The sequence below is a fragment of the Flavobacterium palustre genome (assembly GCF_014639535.1).
Lineage (GTDB): Bacteria > Bacteroidota > Bacteroidia > Flavobacteriales > Flavobacteriaceae > Flavobacterium > Flavobacterium palustre.
In genome coordinates this window covers 805758-822791 of the sequence record NZ_BMGA01000001.1, presented here as the reverse complement: position 1 = coordinate 822791, position 17034 = coordinate 805758, and the positions used below count along the sequence as shown (strand labels likewise).

General features: G+C 33.3%; 15 protein-coding genes. 10 read left to right on the top strand and 5 right to left on the bottom strand.

The window, feature by feature from the left end; genetic code table 11:
• Window positions 1–10: 10 nt before the first annotated feature.
• On the bottom strand, window positions 11–2203 hold the full coding sequence (gene rnr / locus IEV84_RS03315; protein WP_188492376.1) for a ribonuclease R: 2193 nt from the start codon (window positions 2201–2203) through the stop codon (window positions 11–13).
• Between the two features lie 117 nt (window positions 2204–2320).
• On the opposite strand from rnr, the gene IEV84_RS03310 reads away from it, so the two are divergent.
• The 3 genes from IEV84_RS03310 (at window position 2321) to IEV84_RS03300 (ending at window position 4998) form a co-directional block, all read left to right on the top strand.
• A complete protein-coding gene (locus IEV84_RS03310) occupies window positions 2321–2560 on the top strand; it encodes a putative signal transducing protein (RefSeq protein ID WP_188492374.1) in 240 nt (79 codons plus the stop codon).
• Between the two features lie 669 nt (window positions 2561–3229).
• Window positions 3230–3661, top strand: coding sequence for a ribose 5-phosphate isomerase B (gene rpiB, locus IEV84_RS03305; RefSeq protein ID WP_188492372.1), 432 nt, complete (start codon window positions 3230–3232; stop codon window positions 3659–3661).
• 197 nt (window positions 3662–3858) lie between these two features.
• Complete coding sequence (locus IEV84_RS03300) at window positions 3859–4998, top strand: ATP-binding protein (protein WP_188492370.1); 1140 nt, start codon at window positions 3859–3861, stop codon at window positions 4996–4998.
• On the opposite strand, the gene IEV84_RS03295 is transcribed toward IEV84_RS03300, so the two are convergent.
• Window positions 4981–5265, bottom strand: a complete 285-nt coding sequence (locus IEV84_RS03295) for a DUF1294 domain-containing protein (protein ID WP_188492369.1) — start codon at window positions 5263–5265, stop codon at window positions 4981–4983. The genes IEV84_RS03300 and IEV84_RS03295 overlap by 18 nt on opposite strands.
• Window positions 5266–5319: 54 nt before the next feature.
• On the opposite strand from IEV84_RS03295, the gene IEV84_RS03290 reads away from it, so the two are divergent.
• On the top strand, window positions 5320–7443 hold the full coding sequence (locus tag IEV84_RS03290) for a Tex family protein (RefSeq protein ID WP_188492367.1): 2124 nt from the start codon (window positions 5320–5322) through the stop codon (window positions 7441–7443).
• A gap of 75 nt (window positions 7444–7518) precedes the next feature.
• Here IEV84_RS03290 and IEV84_RS03285 read toward each other — a convergent pair whose 3' ends face one another.
• Window positions 7519–7707 carry a twin-arginine translocase TatA/TatE family subunit gene (locus tag IEV84_RS03285; protein ID WP_188492365.1) on the bottom strand — a complete coding sequence of 63 codons (189 nt, stop codon included), beginning with the start codon at window positions 7705–7707 and terminating at the stop codon, window positions 7519–7521.
• Between the two features lie 212 nt (window positions 7708–7919).
• On the opposite strand from IEV84_RS03285, the gene IEV84_RS03280 reads away from it, so the two are divergent.
• From IEV84_RS03280 to IEV84_RS03260, 5 genes are all read left to right on the top strand, one after another.
• The gene (locus tag IEV84_RS03280; RefSeq protein WP_188492363.1) at window positions 7920–8420 is read left to right on the top strand and encodes a peptidase; all 501 of its coding nucleotides are present in this window, start codon (window positions 7920–7922) and stop codon (window positions 8418–8420) included.
• A 60-nt stretch (window positions 8421–8480) separates the two neighbouring features.
• Window positions 8481–9983: a GH3 auxin-responsive promoter family protein gene (locus tag IEV84_RS03275; RefSeq protein WP_188492361.1), complete on the top strand. Its 1503-nt coding sequence runs from the start codon at window positions 8481–8483 to the stop codon at window positions 9981–9983.
• Window positions 9980–11659, top strand: a complete 1680-nt coding sequence (locus IEV84_RS03270; protein ID WP_188492359.1) for a DUF6909 family protein — start codon at window positions 9980–9982, stop codon at window positions 11657–11659. Before IEV84_RS03275 ends, IEV84_RS03270 begins: the two co-directional genes overlap by 4 nt.
• Window positions 11660–11705: 46 nt before the next feature.
• Window positions 11706–12689, top strand: coding sequence for a UDP-glucuronic acid decarboxylase family protein (locus IEV84_RS03265; RefSeq protein WP_188492357.1), 984 nt, complete (start codon window positions 11706–11708; stop codon window positions 12687–12689).
• Between the two features lie 204 nt (window positions 12690–12893).
• Window positions 12894–13661, top strand: a complete 768-nt coding sequence (locus IEV84_RS03260; protein WP_188492355.1) for a glycosyltransferase family 2 protein — start codon at window positions 12894–12896, stop codon at window positions 13659–13661.
• Here IEV84_RS03260 and IEV84_RS03255 read toward each other — a convergent pair whose 3' ends face one another.
• Both IEV84_RS03255 and IEV84_RS03250 read right to left on the bottom strand, forming a co-directional pair.
• Window positions 13662–14189 (bottom strand): ORF6N domain-containing protein, encoded by a 528-nt coding sequence (locus IEV84_RS03255; RefSeq protein WP_188492353.1) that lies wholly within the window; start codon window positions 14187–14189, stop codon window positions 13662–13664.
• Between the two features lie 42 nt (window positions 14190–14231).
• On the bottom strand, window positions 14232–15542 hold the full coding sequence (locus IEV84_RS03250; protein WP_188492351.1) for a phenylacetate--CoA ligase family protein: 1311 nt from the start codon (window positions 15540–15542) through the stop codon (window positions 14232–14234).
• A 151-nt stretch (window positions 15543–15693) separates the two neighbouring features.
• Between IEV84_RS03250 and purD the strand changes: the two genes are divergently transcribed.
• Complete coding sequence (gene purD, locus IEV84_RS03245; protein ID WP_188492349.1) at window positions 15694–16968, top strand: phosphoribosylamine--glycine ligase; 1275 nt, start codon at window positions 15694–15696, stop codon at window positions 16966–16968.
• The last annotated feature ends 66 nt before the right edge of the window (window positions 16969–17034 follow it).

Below are 17034 nucleotides of genomic sequence, written 5' to 3'. Positions count from 1 at the left end.
TTCTTTTTCATTAATTTACTGTTTCTTCTGATCTTCTTAAAAAATTAAAATCCAATTGTTTTTTAACTAAATCGGCATTTTTAACCTTAACGTAAATTTCGTCTCCTAATTGTAATAATTTGTTTGAAGTTGCTCCAACCAAGGCATATTGTTTCTCATCGAAAGTATAATAATCTTCTTTGATGTCTCTGGTTCTGATCATTCCTTCACATTTATTTTCGATAATTTCAACATAAATTCCCCACTCAGTTACACCCGAAATAACACCTAAAAATTCCTGATCCTGATGATCCTGCATGTATTTTACCTGCATGTATTTGATAGAATCTCTTTCGGCATTGGTAGCTAAACCTTCCATCGTAGAACAATGCAAACATTTAGTTTCAAACAATTCCTCATCTGCAGATTTTCCACCATCTAAATAATACTGTAACAAACGATGTACCATAACGTCAGGATAACGACGAATAGGCGAAGTAAAATGAGAATAATATTCAAAAGCTAATCCGTAATGACCAATATTATCCGTAGAATATTTGGCTTTACTCATACTTCTGATTGCCAGTGTATCAATTAAATTTTGTTCTTTTTTTCCGCTTACATCTTCCATCAGTTTGTTCAACGATTTGGAAATATCACCCGGATTTCGGAAATCAATTTTATAACCAAACTTTGCAATTACATTTTGCATAGCAATTAATTTATCTTCATTTGGTTCGTCGTGAATTCGATAAACAAAGGTTTTCTTTTGTTTACCTATAAATTCTGCTACTCTCCTATTAGCCAAAAGCATAAATTCTTCAATCAGATGATTGGCATCCTTAGCTATTTTAAAATAAACGCCTTCCGGTTCACCTTCGGCATCCAAATTGAATTTTACTTCAACCTTATCAAATGAAATAGCTCCTTCATTCATTCTTCTTTTGCGGAAAATTTTAGCTAATTCGTCCAATTTAAGCGTTGCTGAGACAATTTCTGGAGAAACCTGATAAGAAGCTCCGGTTAATGAAATTTCTTCCGGAATCACATCGTTTTTAGTTTCTATAATGTATTGTGCTTCTTCATAAGCAAATCGCTGATCAGAATAGATTACTGTTCGACCAAACCATTGATTAACCACCTGGCATTTTTCGGTAATTTCGAAAACAGCTGAAAAAGTATATTTCTCTTCCTGCGGACGTAACGAACAGGCAAAATTAGACAACACTTCAGGCAGCATTGGCACTACTCTATCTACCAAATATACTGAAGTGGCTCTTTGATACGCTTCATCATCAAGGATAGTTCCTTCTTCCAGATAGTGCGAAACATCAGCGATATGAATACCTATTTCGTAGTTTCCATTTTCTAATTTTTTAAATGAAAGCGCATCATCAAAATCCTTTGCGTCTTTAGGATCAATAGTAAAAGTAAGAGTGTCTCGCATATCGCGACGCTTAGCAATTTCAGCCTCAGATATCGAAGTATCAATTTTTTGAGCATAAGTTTCAACTTCAATTGGAAATTCAGCAGGCAAACCATATTCGGCTAAAATTGCATGAATTTCAGTATCATGTTCTCCTGGTCTTCCCAGAACTTTAGTCACTTTTCCAAAAGGGCTATCGGCTCTTTTAGGCCAATCTTCGATATGAACCAATACCACATCCCCATCCTTTGCCTCTCCTAAATTATCTTTTGGAATAAAAATATCAGTGTACATTTTTGGATTGGCAGTCGAAACAAAAGCAAAGTTTTTTTGAATATCAATTACGCCAACAAAATCAGTTTTAGCTCTTTCTAAAACTTTAATAACCTCACCTTCAGCACGTCTTCCCTTTCTTCTATTATAAACATAAACGCTTACTTTGTCTTTGTCTAAAGCACGATTTAAATTATTCGTTGGAATAAAAATATCTTCTTCAAATTCATCACAAATAAAATAAGCCGTTTTACGACTGGTCATATCAATCGTTCCTTCGTAATAGTCCTGACTTACGGCTTTGATTAAATATTTTCCCGGTTCCGATTCTGTAATTTTCTTTTCAGCAGCAAGAATCTTTAAATCTTTAATAATCTGATTTCTGCTTTGAGTATCATCTTTATCTAAAATAGCTGCTATTTGCTTATAATTAAAGGCTTTATTAGCACTGTTAGATAATATTTTTATAATTTTATCAGAGAAATTTTTCTCTTTCTTAGCAGGCTTTCTTAATCTTTTTCCCATACGTCTTTTCTTAAAAGTCGAAAATTACGAAATAGTTAGCCAGTTCTAAAGAAAAGAGTCAGTTTTAAATAAAATATAACGTAATACAATAGTTCCAACTTTGTAAAACAATTCAATATGGAAGCTTTTATCATTATCGCTACTTTTGATTACATTCATGAAATAGAAATCCTGAAACATCGTTTAGATCAGGAAGGGCTTCAATATTATTTTGAAAACGAAATCATGTCTTCCATCGCTCCGATGTATTCCACAGCTTTAGGCGGAATCAAATTGAAAATTCATCCTAACGATTTTGAAACTGTAAAAGCAATTCTTGAAGAAATGAGAAACGATAACAATCTAAAAATTGTTTAATTTTTCAAAGTTGTCAACATATACTATTATTATAAAAAAGAAATTTTAAAATTTAAAAAAATATTTATTGTTATTATAGTGTGTTAATAGCCGCAATAATTTTTTTAGAATTTGTTTTTAAATGAAGTTTTCCTTCGTTATCAAGAGTTATTAACATAGTTATTTTTAGCTAAATATTTAATTTTTAAGGATTTTTAAATTGTAATTAACAACCGTTGATAACCTGAAATTAATTTAAATTGTAAATAAGTTCGTTGTTAATAAATGTTAATAACCTCAATTTTGAATATTGATAACTATTCTAAAAATTCAGGAAACTTTGTTTGGTTTTTTAATCCCGGTTTTTGATTATAAATTTTTTCTTTTCAAGCAAAAAAAACTTCTAATTTTCTTTCTATACTTATTAACATTTTATGTTAAATTAAAGTTATTTGAAAATCAGCTAATTATGAATTGCTATTAACAATTTAAAATTTTAACAAATTAATTATAGGATACTAATTGATTTACAGTAATTTATAAATTATCATAAATGTTAATAAAGTACTTATCTAGCTCAAAATGTGCTAATTATAAGTTAAAAATAGCTTGTTAATTTCCCTTATTTTAAATAAACAATAAAATACAAATTAGTTTTGGTAAATTTGCTGCAAATTAAATACATATAAAATGAAAATTTCAATAGGAAACGATCACGCAGGACCAGAATATAAAAAAGCAATTGTTCAATATTTAGAATCAAAAGGACATCAGGTAACTAATTATGGAACTGATACAGAGTCTTCTGTAGATTATCCTGATTTTGGTCATCCTGTTGCTAGTGATGTTGAAGAAGGAAAAGCTGATTTTGGAATTGTTATTTGCGGAAGCGGTAACGGAATAGCGATGACTGTTAATAAACACGCCGGAGTTAGAGCTGGTTTATGTTGGACAAAAGAAATTGCTTATTTAACACGTTTGCATAACGATGCTAATGTTGTGAGTATTCCGGCACGTTATACATCAATTCAACAAGCTGTTGAAATTGTGGAGACTTTCTTAGAAACTGCTTTTGAAGGTGGAAGACATCAAAATAGAGTAGATAAAATTGCTTGTCAATAATTAAAAAAAATCGCGGTGCTTCGCACCAATTATATAGTATAAGCTCGGTTTTAACCGGGCTTTTTTTGTTTTCTACTGACTGAATTAATGTAAATTCAGTCAGTACATTGACTGAATTTACATTAATTCAGTCAATGTACTGACTGAATTTACATTTTTTAACTATATTTGTATCTAAATATTTAAAATTCAAGACGATGAATTTTTTAGAAAGAGGAATAGATACAGTGTTTTCCAAAAAGGTTTTACCTAATAAAGTATTGATTTTATTGGGTGCAAGGCGTGTGGGCAAAACAGCTTTCATTAAAAATTATCTTGCTACAATTCCAAAAGAAGATTATTTACAATTAAATGGCGAAGATATTCAAGATGCTGCTTTACTACAGGAGCGTTCAGTTGTTAATTATAAACGTCTTTTAGCTAATGTAAAATTGTTAGTTATTGACGAAGCACAAAATATTCCTGAAATAGGATTGATTTTAAAATTGATTGTAGATACTATTGAGGATATAAAAGTTATTGCTACCGGATCTTCGGTTTTTGATTTATCCAATAAGTTGGGCGAACCTTTAGTAGGCAGAAAAAACACCATTTATTTATTTCCATTAGCTCAAATGGAGTTTGCGAAGTATGAAAATTTCAAAGAAACCACTCAAAAATTGGAAGAACGATTGCTTTTTGGCTCTTATCCAGAACTGGAACAATACCCGGATTGGGATGATAAAATCAATTATTTAAAAGAGATTGTGAATTCCTATTTATTGAAAGATATTTTGGTTTATGAAGGTATTAAGCAATCCAATAAAATTCTGGATTTATTAAAATTAATTGCTTTTCAGGTAGGGCAGGAAGTGTCTTTGCAGGAATTAGCGAAACAATTGGGTATTTCTAAAAATACGGTCGAAAGTTATTTGGATTTACTTTCTAAAGTTTTTGTTATTTATAAAGTACCCGGTTTCAGTAGAAATTTACGCAAGGAAATTACTAAATCGAACCGATGGTATTTTTATGATAATGGTATCCGAAATGCTATAATTGCTAATTTTAGTCGTTTGGATTCGAGAATTGATGTAGGTTCATTATGGGAAAATTACTTGGCTTCAGAACGAATTAAATTTCAAAACTATACCCAAAAAGTGATTTCAAATTATTTTTGGCGCACTTATGATCAACAAGAACTAGATTGGTTAGAAGAAGAAAACGGTATTTTACACGGCTATGAATTCAAATGGAATGAAAACCGAAAAGCAAAAATTCCTACCGCTTTCGCCAAAGCCTATCCGGAAGCTGGTTTTGAAGTGATTAACAAGAGTAATTATTTAGATTTTATAGTCTAAAATTTCAAAATGAAAACTGAGATAAATTATTGCAATTTGAATAAAAACAATAGTCCAAAACTTCCATAAATAATTTGTTTTAGCCGTTTTATGTCTAAAAATCAACATTGCTAATCCAGAACCTATCGTTCCTCCAAAAAAGGTAAAACTTAAAAGAGTGCGTTCTGGAATTCTTTTTTTTCCTTTTTTAACTTGCCATTTATCAAAAGCAATTTGGAAAAATGTAAAAAAATTTAACACTAAAAAATAATACAATAAAATAGTCATTAAGCTCAAATTAAGTTCCAAAGATATTATTTTAGCTGTTCGAAAAATATCAAAATGACTAACATACAATTCATCGCCAAGTCTGTTAACACAGCAGCTATAAACATTCAAAAAACAGTTCAATTATTGGAAGAAGATTGTACCATTCCTTTTATTTCTCGTTATCGAAAAGATATGACCGGAAATTTGGACGAAACGGTAATTGAGCAAATTGCGAAACTGCAAAAAGAGTATGAAACTATCGTAAAACGAAAAGAAGCCATTTTAAAATCAATTGAAGATCAAAACGTACTTTCACCTGAATTGAAACAAAAAATAGAGCAAAGTTTTGATTTACAGGATATAGAAGATTTGTATTTGCCATATAAAAAGAAAAAACGCACCAAAGCCGATGTTGCCCGTGAAAATGGTTTGGAACCTTTGGCTAAAGTTATCATGGCACAAAATAATGATGATATTGATTTCCTGGCATCAAAATATTTGAACGAAAATGTAATTAATGAAGATGCCGCTTTGCAAGGCGCGAGAGATATTATTGCCGAATGGATTAACGAAAATATCTTTGTTCGTAAACAACTGCGTCGATTGTATCAGCGAAAAGCAACGATTTCAACAAAGGTTGTAAAATCGAAAAAAGAGGAGGAGGGAGCACAAAAATTCAGTCAGTATTTTGATTGGTCAGAACCAATTTCGAAAGCACCGGCTCATAGATTGATGGCGATGTTACGTGCCGAAAATGAAGGTTTTATCAAGTTTAAAGTCGAAACAGATATTAATGAAGCTTATGATATTATTGACGAATTAGTGCTAAAAGGACAAAATAATTGTACACCTCATGTACAATTGGCTATTGAGGACAGTTATAAACGATTATTGCAACCGGCTATATCCAATGAAATTTTACAGGAGGCGAAAGCCAAGGCTGACGGAAATTCTATTCAGGTTTTTGCTAATAATTTGGGACAATTATTGTTGGCGCCACCTTTAGGTGAAAAACGAATTTTAGCTATTGATCCGGGTTTTAGAAGTGGTTGTAAAGTGGTTTGTCTGGATGAAAAAGGGGATTTATTATACAACGAAACCATTTATCCACATGCACCGCAGAACGAAAGTGCAATGGCAATGAAAAAGATAAAATCCATGGTGAATGCGTATCAAATTGATGCCATTTCAATTGGAAACGGAACGGCTTCGAGAGAAACGGAATTCTTCATTAAAAAAATTGCTTTTGATAAGCCGGTTCAGGTTTTTATAGTTTCTGAGGCTGGAGCTTCGGTGTATTCAGCTTCTAAAACGGCCCGTGAAGAATTTCCAAATTATGATGTAACGGTTCGTGGTTCGGTTTCTATTGGTCGTCGATTGAGTGATCCTTTGGCAGAATTGGTAAAAATAGATCCTAAAGCCATTGGCGTAGGCCAATATCAGCATGATGTGGATCAGACTAAGTTGAAAGAAGAATTAGATACTACAGTGATTCGTTGCGTGAATTCTGTTGGAGTAAATATCAACACAGCCAGTAAACATTTGTTGAGTTATGTGAGTGGAATAGGAGAGAAGCTGGCCGAAAATATTGTGCAATACCGTTCTGAAAACGGTCCTTTTGAAGATAGAAAACAATTAAAAAAAGTACCTCGTTTGGGAGATAAAGCCTTTCAGCAGGGAGCGGCATTTATCCGAATTGCGAATGCCAAAAATCCGTTGGATAATTCGGCTGTACATCCCGAAGCTTATCCAATTGTCGAAAAAATGGCTAAAGATTTAAAGTTAAAAGTAACTGATTTGATTGCCAACAAAGAAAAAACGGCCTTAATAAAAGTTGAAAATTACATCACGACCGAGATAGGTTTGTTAACTTTAAAAGATATTATCAAAGAATTAGAGAAACCGGGATTAGATCCTAGAAAAGCAGCTAAAGTTTTCGAATTTGATGCCAATGTAAAATCGATTAAAGATGTAAAAACAGGAATGGTTTTACCCGGAATTGTCAATAACATTACCAATTTTGGTTGTTTTGTGGATATTGGAATCAAGGAAAGCGGTTTGGTACACATTTCTCAGCTCAAAGCAGGCTTTGTAAGCGATGTAAACGAAGTGGTAAAGTTACACCAGCACGTTCAGGTAAAAGTGACTGAAGTGGATGAAGACAGAAAGCGTATTCAGCTGACAATGATTTTGTAAAATTCCAAAATAAAAAAATCCCAAAGTCCATTATTATAATGGATTTTGGGATTTTCTAATAAAAAATAGAATTTCTTATTTAGTTTCTTCTTCTTTGTTTTCTTCTTTTTTATCAGCTGGTTGTTGATCTTCTTTTGCGGCATTTTTAAATTCTTTGATTCCGCTTCCTAAACCTTTCATTAATTCCGGAATTTTTTTACCTCCAAAAAGTAACAAAACAACTGCCAATATAACCAGGATTTCTGTAATACCAAATCTTCCCATGATTGAATAATTTATGCCTAAGCAAATTTGTAATAAATCTCGATGCAAATGTAAATAGAATAAATTAATAAGGATTCAATTTCTCCCAATTATTTAATTTAGATAACGTTAAAAATTATTTAATTTTTTTCAAATATTTATAATCATTAGCTAATAGCTGTAGCGTACATTGATTGACATTAATTATTATATTTGTGAAATAAAGAAAAATCATGTCGGGGAAAAGATTAAAAAGAAAGAAACTTCACAGTAAATTATTCACTAAAAACCGATTGGTTATTTTGAATGAAGATACTTTTGAGGAAACTTTTTCTTTAAAACTGACTTTAATGAATGTTTTTGTGGTAGCATCATTAGGAGCTATTTTCCTGATTTCGGTAACTACTTTTATCATCGCTTTTACGCCTTTGCGCGAATTCATTCCGGGTTATTCTTCTACTCAATTAAAAAAAGACGCTGCCGAGCTGGCTTTAAAATCGGATTCTCTGACTAACGTTTTAAAGAAAAATCAGGCTTATATTTCATCCATACAAAAAGTATTAACAGGTGAGTTAGATTATGCTAAATTTAATAAAGATTCCATTTTAGCAGCAACCACAGATACTATTCCAAAAGCAGATTTATCGCCTTCTGAAGAAGAATTAGAACTGAGAGCCGAAGTGGAAAAAGAAGAGAAAAAAGCGCAACAATCTACGGTAAAAAAGAAGAAATAGGTATTTGATTTTATGAACTAAATCCATTTTTCTTTAACAAATTATAATCAGCAAAACGAAATGTCAATCAAATCAATAGCGGCAAAACTATTTGCTAAAAATATTTATAAAAAAACACAGCTTTGGGCAAAAAATCCTATTGTGACTCAACAGGCGGTTTTTGAATCATTGATAAAAGACGCACAACAAACACAATTTGGGAAAGACCATCATTTTGACCAGATTAAAACCGCTGCCGATTTTGCAAAACAGGTTCCCATTCGTGATTATGAAGATTTAAAACCCTATGTTGAAAAAGTAGTTAAAGGAGAGGAAAATGTGTTGTGGAAAGGCAAACCCTTGTATTTTGCCAAAACTTCGGGAACTACATCCGGGGCTAAATACATTCCGCTTACCAAAGAATCTATGCCCTATCATATTGAAGCGGCCCGAAATGCGATTTTGAGTTATATTCATGAAACCGGCAAAGCCGATTTTGTAGATGGAAAAATGATTTTTTTGCAGGGAAGTCCCATTTTAGAAGAAAAACACGGAATTAAATTTGGGCGACTTTCAGGAATTGTGGCGCATTTTGTTCCAAGATATTTGCAAAAAAACCGAATGCCTTCCTGGGAAACTAATTGCATGGAAGATTGGGAAGCAAAGATTGATGCCATTGTCGAAGAAACTTTTGATGAGAATATGACGGTGATTTCGGGGATTCCTTCCTGGGTACAAATGTATTTTGAGAAATTACATCAAAAAGGAGGGAAGCCTGTTGGTGACATTTTCAAAAACTTCAATTTGTTTATTTACGGCGGTGTCAATTACGAACCATATCGTGCCAAATTTGAAAACCTAATTGGTCGAAAAGTAGACAGTATTGAATTGTTTCCGGCTTCGGAAGGATTTTTTGCCTATCAGGATTCTCAAAAAGAAAAGGGAATGTTGTTGTTATTGAATTCGGGAATTTTCTATGAATTTATCAAGAGCGAAGAATTTTACAATCAAAATCCCAGACGTTACACAATCGGTGAAGTAGAATTAGGCGTGAATTATGTGTTGATTATTTCTACTAATGCCGGACTTTGGGGCTATAATATTGGTGATACCGTTCAGTTTACATCTTTAGCACCTTATCGTGTGATTGTTTCCGGAAGAATTAAACATTATATTTCGGCTTTTGGTGAACATGTTATTGGTAAAGAAGTGGAAAGTGCCTTACAGGAAGCTATGGAAGGAACGAACATTCGGGTAAATGAGTTTACGGTGGCACCACAAATAAATCCTGCCAGCGGATTGCCGTACCACGAATGGTTTATTGAATTTGATCCCGAAGCTTCGGGAGAACCGGACAATTTGGAGCATTTTGCGGAAGCGATAGACAACGCCATGCGCAAACAAAATATTTATTACGACGATTTGATAGTAGGGAATATTCTGCAAAAAGTAGTTATTACCAAAGTGCCTAAAAATGGTTTTCAGGAATACATGAAATCCATTGGGAAATTAGGAGGACAAAATAAAATTCCAAGACTTTCCAATGATCGAAAAATTGCTGATTTTTTATCTCAAAATATATGAAAGAAGCTAAAAACATATTAAGAACCAGAGCTCAGGAATCCTCGGCGGCTATTGAAAAAATGTACATTACCATGCGTCATTTGTTCAATAGAGGTTTTTACAAACCGATGGGCGTTTCGGGCGATACTTTGCGTGAAGCATTGATGACTTTACGCCCTGAAATTTATGGGAATATTGCTGATGAAAAAGTCGAATTAAAAGGACTTTTGTATGTTATTGAGCGTTTGCCTTTAGGCATAGAAGAATGTCGTTTTATCAATTTGACTTCGGATGAAGGTTATTCTAAATCGCATTTTCAGGCGATAGTTCCGCCAAAAAGAAGACGCAATTGTTATCGAATTGATGCCGAACAAATGAATATCGAAATTACCCGTGGTCGTTCGGATATTTACGATATTTTGACACATTTGACGTTTATTTTTATCGAATCGCATAAAATAAAAGACCGCGTTTTACTGGACGATGGAGGTGAAGTTTCCCGCGATTGGCAAAAATTAGAGCAGGCGGTTTTGCATAATGAAAGATTAACATTGGTCGAAAAAGAAATTGCCATTTCGCATGCGGCCAATATTTTGGGCAGAACCTTTGAAGATGTATTGGATATTTATGACGATTTTGGTTCAGAGGAAGCTCCGGATCGTTTTTTACATATTGTTTTTTGGTTAGGAAAACTAGCAATTGAAGAAGTGGTCCACAACGACAAAAGAACTATTACTTTTAGCCCCATTCTCAGAGAGCGTTTAGGACATCATATTCATGGCGAAATATGGGCAACTAACATCAAGGAGATTTTAAAAGAAAATCAGCTTTTAGAGCGTCCTATTCATATTATCAGTGCCAATATGCACTCGGTTATGAATTCTATTTTTGCTAAAAATGCTTTAAAATCCACCTTCAAAGGTAAGTCGGATTTTGAAATTTTTGAAGAATTAAGTAAATCTACAGCCAATGGATCCAGAAATAAGGTTGTTGAAGAAGCTATAAAACAAGGAATGATTTCCTTACCGGAAAAGGCAGGAACGAATATTGACGTTCAAATTTTTGATACTGCTAAAATCGATTGGGCGACTAGTGCTTTTCCGGAAGCTTATTTTGAAGGAGAAAAACCGGTGCTTATTGTAATGGATTATGCTTTTGGCGAACAAGCCTATGAAACCGTCGATGAGTTGTTAAAACCTTATAAAAAGAATATTTTCTTAAATGTTCAATCGGTTTCAATCATGGGAAAAGCAGGAATTCTTGAAGGTGGAAAAGGTGATATTATGATTCCTAATGCCCATATCAATGAGGGTACGGCTGATAATTATTTCTTTGAAAACGAATTAACTCCCGAAATGTTTCAGGGCAATCATATTTCGGTTTTTGCAGGTTCTATGGTTACCGTTTTGGGAACTTCGTTGCAAAATAGAGATTTGCTGAAATTTTTCCACGAATCGACCTGGGGTGTGATCGGATTGGAAATGGAAGGTTCGCATTATCAAAAAGCGATACAATCGGCCTCAAAAATCAGAAAAAGCATTCCTAAAGATGTCAAAGTGCGTTATGCTTATTACGCATCGGATAATCCACTGGAAACGGGAAGTACTCTGGCTTCGGGCGGATTGGGAACAACCGGAGTAAAACCTACTTATTTGATTACCATTAAAATATTAGAACAAATTTTTAATATCATTTAGAATAAAAAGAGGAACAGATTGTTTTGTTCCTCGCAATGAAATAGTTATGAAAAGAATATTGATTACAGGGGCGGCAGGATTTTTAGGTTCTCATTTATGCGATCGTTTTATCAAAGAAGGTTATTTTGTTATCGGAATGGATAATCTCATTACAGGAGATTTAAAAAATATCGAGCATTTGTTCAAATTGGAGCATTTTGAGTTTTATCATCATGATATTACCAAGTTTGTTCACGTGCCAGGACAATTGGATTATATTCTGCATTTTGCTTCTCCGGCCAGTCCAATTGATTATTTAAAAATTCCAATTCAGACTCTGAAAGTGGGTTCGTTAGGAACGCATAATTTGTTAGGTTTGGCAAGGGTAAAAAAAGCACGAATTTTGATTGCTTCCACTTCTGAAGTTTATGGAGATCCTTTAGTACATCCACAAACGGAAGAATATTACGGAAACGTAAATACGATAGGTCCAAGAGGAGTTTATGACGAAGCCAAACGTTTTCAGGAATCCATAACCATGGCTTACCATACTTTTCATGGTGTAGAAACCCGTATTGTGCGTATTTTTAATACTTATGGACCAAGAATGCGTCTGAATGACGGACGTGTCATTCCGGCGTTTATAGGTCAGGCTTTGCGTGGTGAAGATTTAACTATTTTTGGTGATGGAATGCAAACACGTTCATTTTGCTATGTGGATGATCAGGTGGAAGGAATTTTCCGTTTGTTGCATTCTGATTATGTTTATCCCGTAAACATTGGAAATCCGGACGAAATTACCATTAAAGATTTTGCTGAAGAAATCATCAAATTGACGGGAACCAACCAAAAAGTGGTTTATCATCCGTTGCCAATAAATGATCCGTTACAACGTCAACCGGACACTACTAAAGCTAAGGAAATTTTAGGTTGGGAAGCTAAAGTTGGTCGTGCAGAAGGGATGAAAATTACTTATGAGTATTTTAAATCTTTGTCTCCTGAAGAACTTTCAAAAGAGGAACATAAAGACTTTACGGATTATATTAAGTAAATATGACTATCCGCTTTACAGTCCAAGCTTCATTTTCAGCCACGAATTCACGAATTGCTCTTTTATAAATTATTCTTAGATTACATTAATATTGACAAATTCAATTAGAATTTGTGAAATTTCAGAACATTTAATTCATCCACAATTAGTGAATTCGTGGCTAAAAAGAGATTAGTACAATAGCGGACAGTTATATAAGTAAAAATGGAAAGACCTTTAGTATCTGTAATTATTCCCACATTCAATTCTGAGAAATACATTTCAGATACTATTATTTCTGTCCAAAATCAAAGCTATCAAAATTGGGAAATAATCTTAGTTGACGATGGTTCGACAGATGCAACCCGAACGATAATAACTCCTTTTCTAACGGATAAAAGAATTCAATTTTATCCGTTAGAAAATAATTCAGGTACAGGAGTGGCACGAAATTTTGGAGTTTCTAAAGCTATCGGAAAGTACATTGCTTTTTTGGATGCAGATGATTTGTGGAAACCTGAAAAGCTAGAAAAGCAAATTAATTTTCTGCAAAAGAATAATTTACCGTTTACTTTTTCATTTTACGATTGTATTGACGAACAAGGGAATTCATTAAATAAAAGGGTAGAAGCACCACGAAATTTATCTTATACACAGCTGTTTTTCTGTAATTATGTGGGCAATTTGACTGGAATTTATGATGTTGATTTTTTTGGAAAAATTGCCATTTCTACCATCAGAAAAAGACAGGATTGGATGCATTGGCTTACTATTTTAAAAAAGATTAAAACGGCAAAACCGGTTCCTGAAAGTTTAGCTATCTATAGAATTCGGGAAAATTCACTTTCGACTTCTAAAATTGCTTTAATCCAGTATAATTTTGCAGTTTACAGGCAATTTCACGGCTTCAATTTTATAGTTTCATGTTTCTGTATGATTGGATTTTTGTTTACGCAATTAGTGATAAAACCATTTTATTCTAAGAAGATTTAATTATTTTTTGTATCCGATTTTTGTTCGAGGTTTATCATTCTCTTTTTTATCGGTTAATTCATCTAAATAAGAGAAAACCAATTCGATATTTTTACCCTGATTTTCCAGTTTTTTTTGAATTTGAACAATATCTAATTTCATTTCGGTAGTGTCAAGAAGCATTTGTCTTACTTTGACAAAAATGCGCATAATTTGAATATTCGTTTGAATAGCTTTATCGCTGTTCAAAACACTTGATAACATTAGAATTCCGTGTTCTGTGAAGGCCATTGGAGCGTAACGCAAGCCCATTTTATCTGAATTGGAGGTCACAAATTGTGATCTCCAATTTTCGAATTCTTCTTTAGACAATTCAAACATAAAATCTTCTGGAAATCGAGATAGATTTCTTCTTACCGCTTGTTTTAAGACTCTGGTTTCAATGCCGTAAAGTGTTGCTAAATCCCTATCCAGCATCACTTTTTGATTTCTAATATAGTAAATGGTATTAGAAATTGTTTCATCTGAAAGTATAAGATTTGAGTTCATCGCTTTATAATTTGAAAATACTAATATACGATTTTATTTACATCATAAGAAAGAAGTAAACTGTTTCAATTTTCCTCTGGCGGTTCTTTCCAAAGTCTTTTTTCTAATAAATGCAAAGTGCAAATTGGGTTCTAAATACAAAGTAATAGCTTCTTTTATTTTTTGAATTTGTACCAAATCTAATTCAGTTTCGCTTACATATTCAATCTCAAAATTGTCAATTTTAGTTTGTTTGATGACAAATTCTTTAACGTTTCCGTCGTCTTCAATAATGGATTTGGTAACATAATAAAACGTCAGTCCAGGCGATTTTTTTCCACTTGGAAGCAACGCAACATCATTGGTACGACCAATAAGTTGTTTTAAAATTGGCTTTTCCAATGTGCTTTTTTCGTCTAAAATGCCAATATCGCCAATGTCATAACGAATAAACGGATGCGCTTTGTTGAATAAAGAAGTAATCACAATGCGGCCTGCTTCGCCACAAGGCAAAACCCGATTGTTCTCGTCCAGAATTTCCACAAATAAGGTTTCGGAATTCACCAGCCATTCTTTTTGCGGTGATTCAAAAGCAATTAAATCCAGTTCAGAAGCGCCGTATTCGTTGATAATTGGGATCCCAAATTGGGATTCTAAAAGGATTTTATCGTCTTCAAAAAGCATTTCAGAAGTGACCATACAGACTTTTAGCGTAGGACAAATTTCTTTTAAGATGAGGTTTCGCTTTCGTAAAAATTTGGCAAATAAAACAATCGAACTGGTATAACCGTTGAGGTATTCGAATTTATTTTTTTCGAATTTTTTCAGCACTTTTTCTAAAGCAGAATCAGATAAATCGAAAACAGGAAATCGAAAACGTTTACTTAAAAAGTCCTTGAATCGTTCTTTTTTGTATCCAATAAAATCCAACGGAATGCCATAAAACCGAGCCTGAAGCGAACGGTTAAAATTGATTCCAAACCAACCAAAACGGTACATATTAGAAGCCCAGGTCAAGGCATGAGTGTATTTGTCTTTGGCAAAAATAAAAGGCGTACCACTGGAACCCGAAGTTTTGTTGATATAGCTATTTTTTGCTGAAAAACCTTTTGAAAGCCGGTTTTGTAATGGAGATTGAAGATTGCTTTTGTTTAGGACTGGTAAATCTTCCCAGTTTTTATATTCTTTCGAACCAACTAGTTTTTGATAAAATGGATTGTTTTGTAAATGATATTCAACAATAGCTTGTTTTTGATTTTCAATAAATTGTTTTTTTTCTTCGGTGGAAAGTGCTACTATTTTGTCCAAATCGGATTTAGCTTTCCGGATAGGAAAACCATTTAATTGCAGCGAAATGTCGAAAATAGAAAACATGAAAGTGGTTATTTCTTCAAAAATAATATTATAACAACAACTAAACGTGGAGAATCGACAACTTTTTAATAAATAATTATTTTTTACGTTCAAAAGCAATTATTTTTGCAGCACTCTAAAAAATGAGTTTTTGCAACTAAAATTAAAAGACATGAATATATTACTATTGGGTTCAGGAGGAAGAGAGCATGCGTTTGCATGGAAAATGGTTCAAAGTCCGCTTTGTGACACTCTTTTTATGGCACCTGGAAATGCCGGAACTGCTGAAATTGCAACGAATGTAGCGATTGCCGTAACCGATTTTGAAGCGATTAAAGCTTTGGTTATCAAAGAAAACATCGAAATGGTTGTTGTAGGTCCTGAAGATCCGTTAGTAAAAGGTATTTATGACTTTTTCTTGAACGATGCAAGTTTGAAAAATATTCCTGTGATTGGTCCGTCAAAATTAGGAGCAACATTAGAAGGAAGTAAAGAATTTGCCAAAGAATTTTTGGTAAAACACAATATCCCAACAGCAGCTTATGATAGTTTTACTGCTGAAACAGTAGAAAAAGGATGTGATTTCTTAGCCACATTAGCACCGCCTTATGTATTGAAAGCTGATGGATTAGCAGCTGGAAAAGGAGTTTTGATTATTCAGGATTTAGAAGAAGCTAAATCGGAATTAAGAAATATGTTGGTTGGACAAAAATTCGGTGCTGCGAGTTCAAAAGTAGTTATCGAAGAGTTTTTGGACGGAATTGAACTAAGCTGTTTTGTACTGACTGACGGAAAAAGCTATAAAATTTTACCAACTGCCAAAGATTACAAACGAATTGGTGAAGGCGATACAGGATTGAATACAGGTGGAATGGGAGCGGTTTCTCCGGTTCCTTATGTTGATGCGGTGTTGATGGAAAAAATTGAAACACGTATTGTAAAACCAACTATTGCAGGTTTACAAAAAGACGGAATTCCATACAAAGGATTTGTTTTCATTGGGTTAATCAATGTTAAAAACGAGCCATTGGTAATTGAATATAATGTGAGAATGGGTGATCCGGAAACTGAAGTAGTTGTTCCAAGATTAGAATCTGATTTAGTAGAATTGTTCCTGGCTGTAGCCAATGAAAAATTAGACGAATTTGAATTGAAAATCGATCCTAGAAGTGCTACAACAGTAATGTTAGTATCTGGTGGTTATCCTGAAGATTTTGAAAAAGGAAAAGTAATTTCAGGTTTGGAAAATGTTGAAAACTCTATTGTTTTCCATGCAGGAACAAAATTTGACAACGGAAATGTAGTAACTAATGGTGGTCGTGTGATGGCAATTACTTCTTATGGAGATTCTTTCCAGGAAGCTTTAGCACAATCGTATAAAAACGTTGCCGAGATTAGCTGGGAAAATGTTTATTTCAGAAAAGACATTGGTTTCGATTTAGTATAATCGAAACCAGTTTTAAGCATAAAAAAACGTCCCGATTACAATCGGGACGTTTTTTTATTTTTAAGC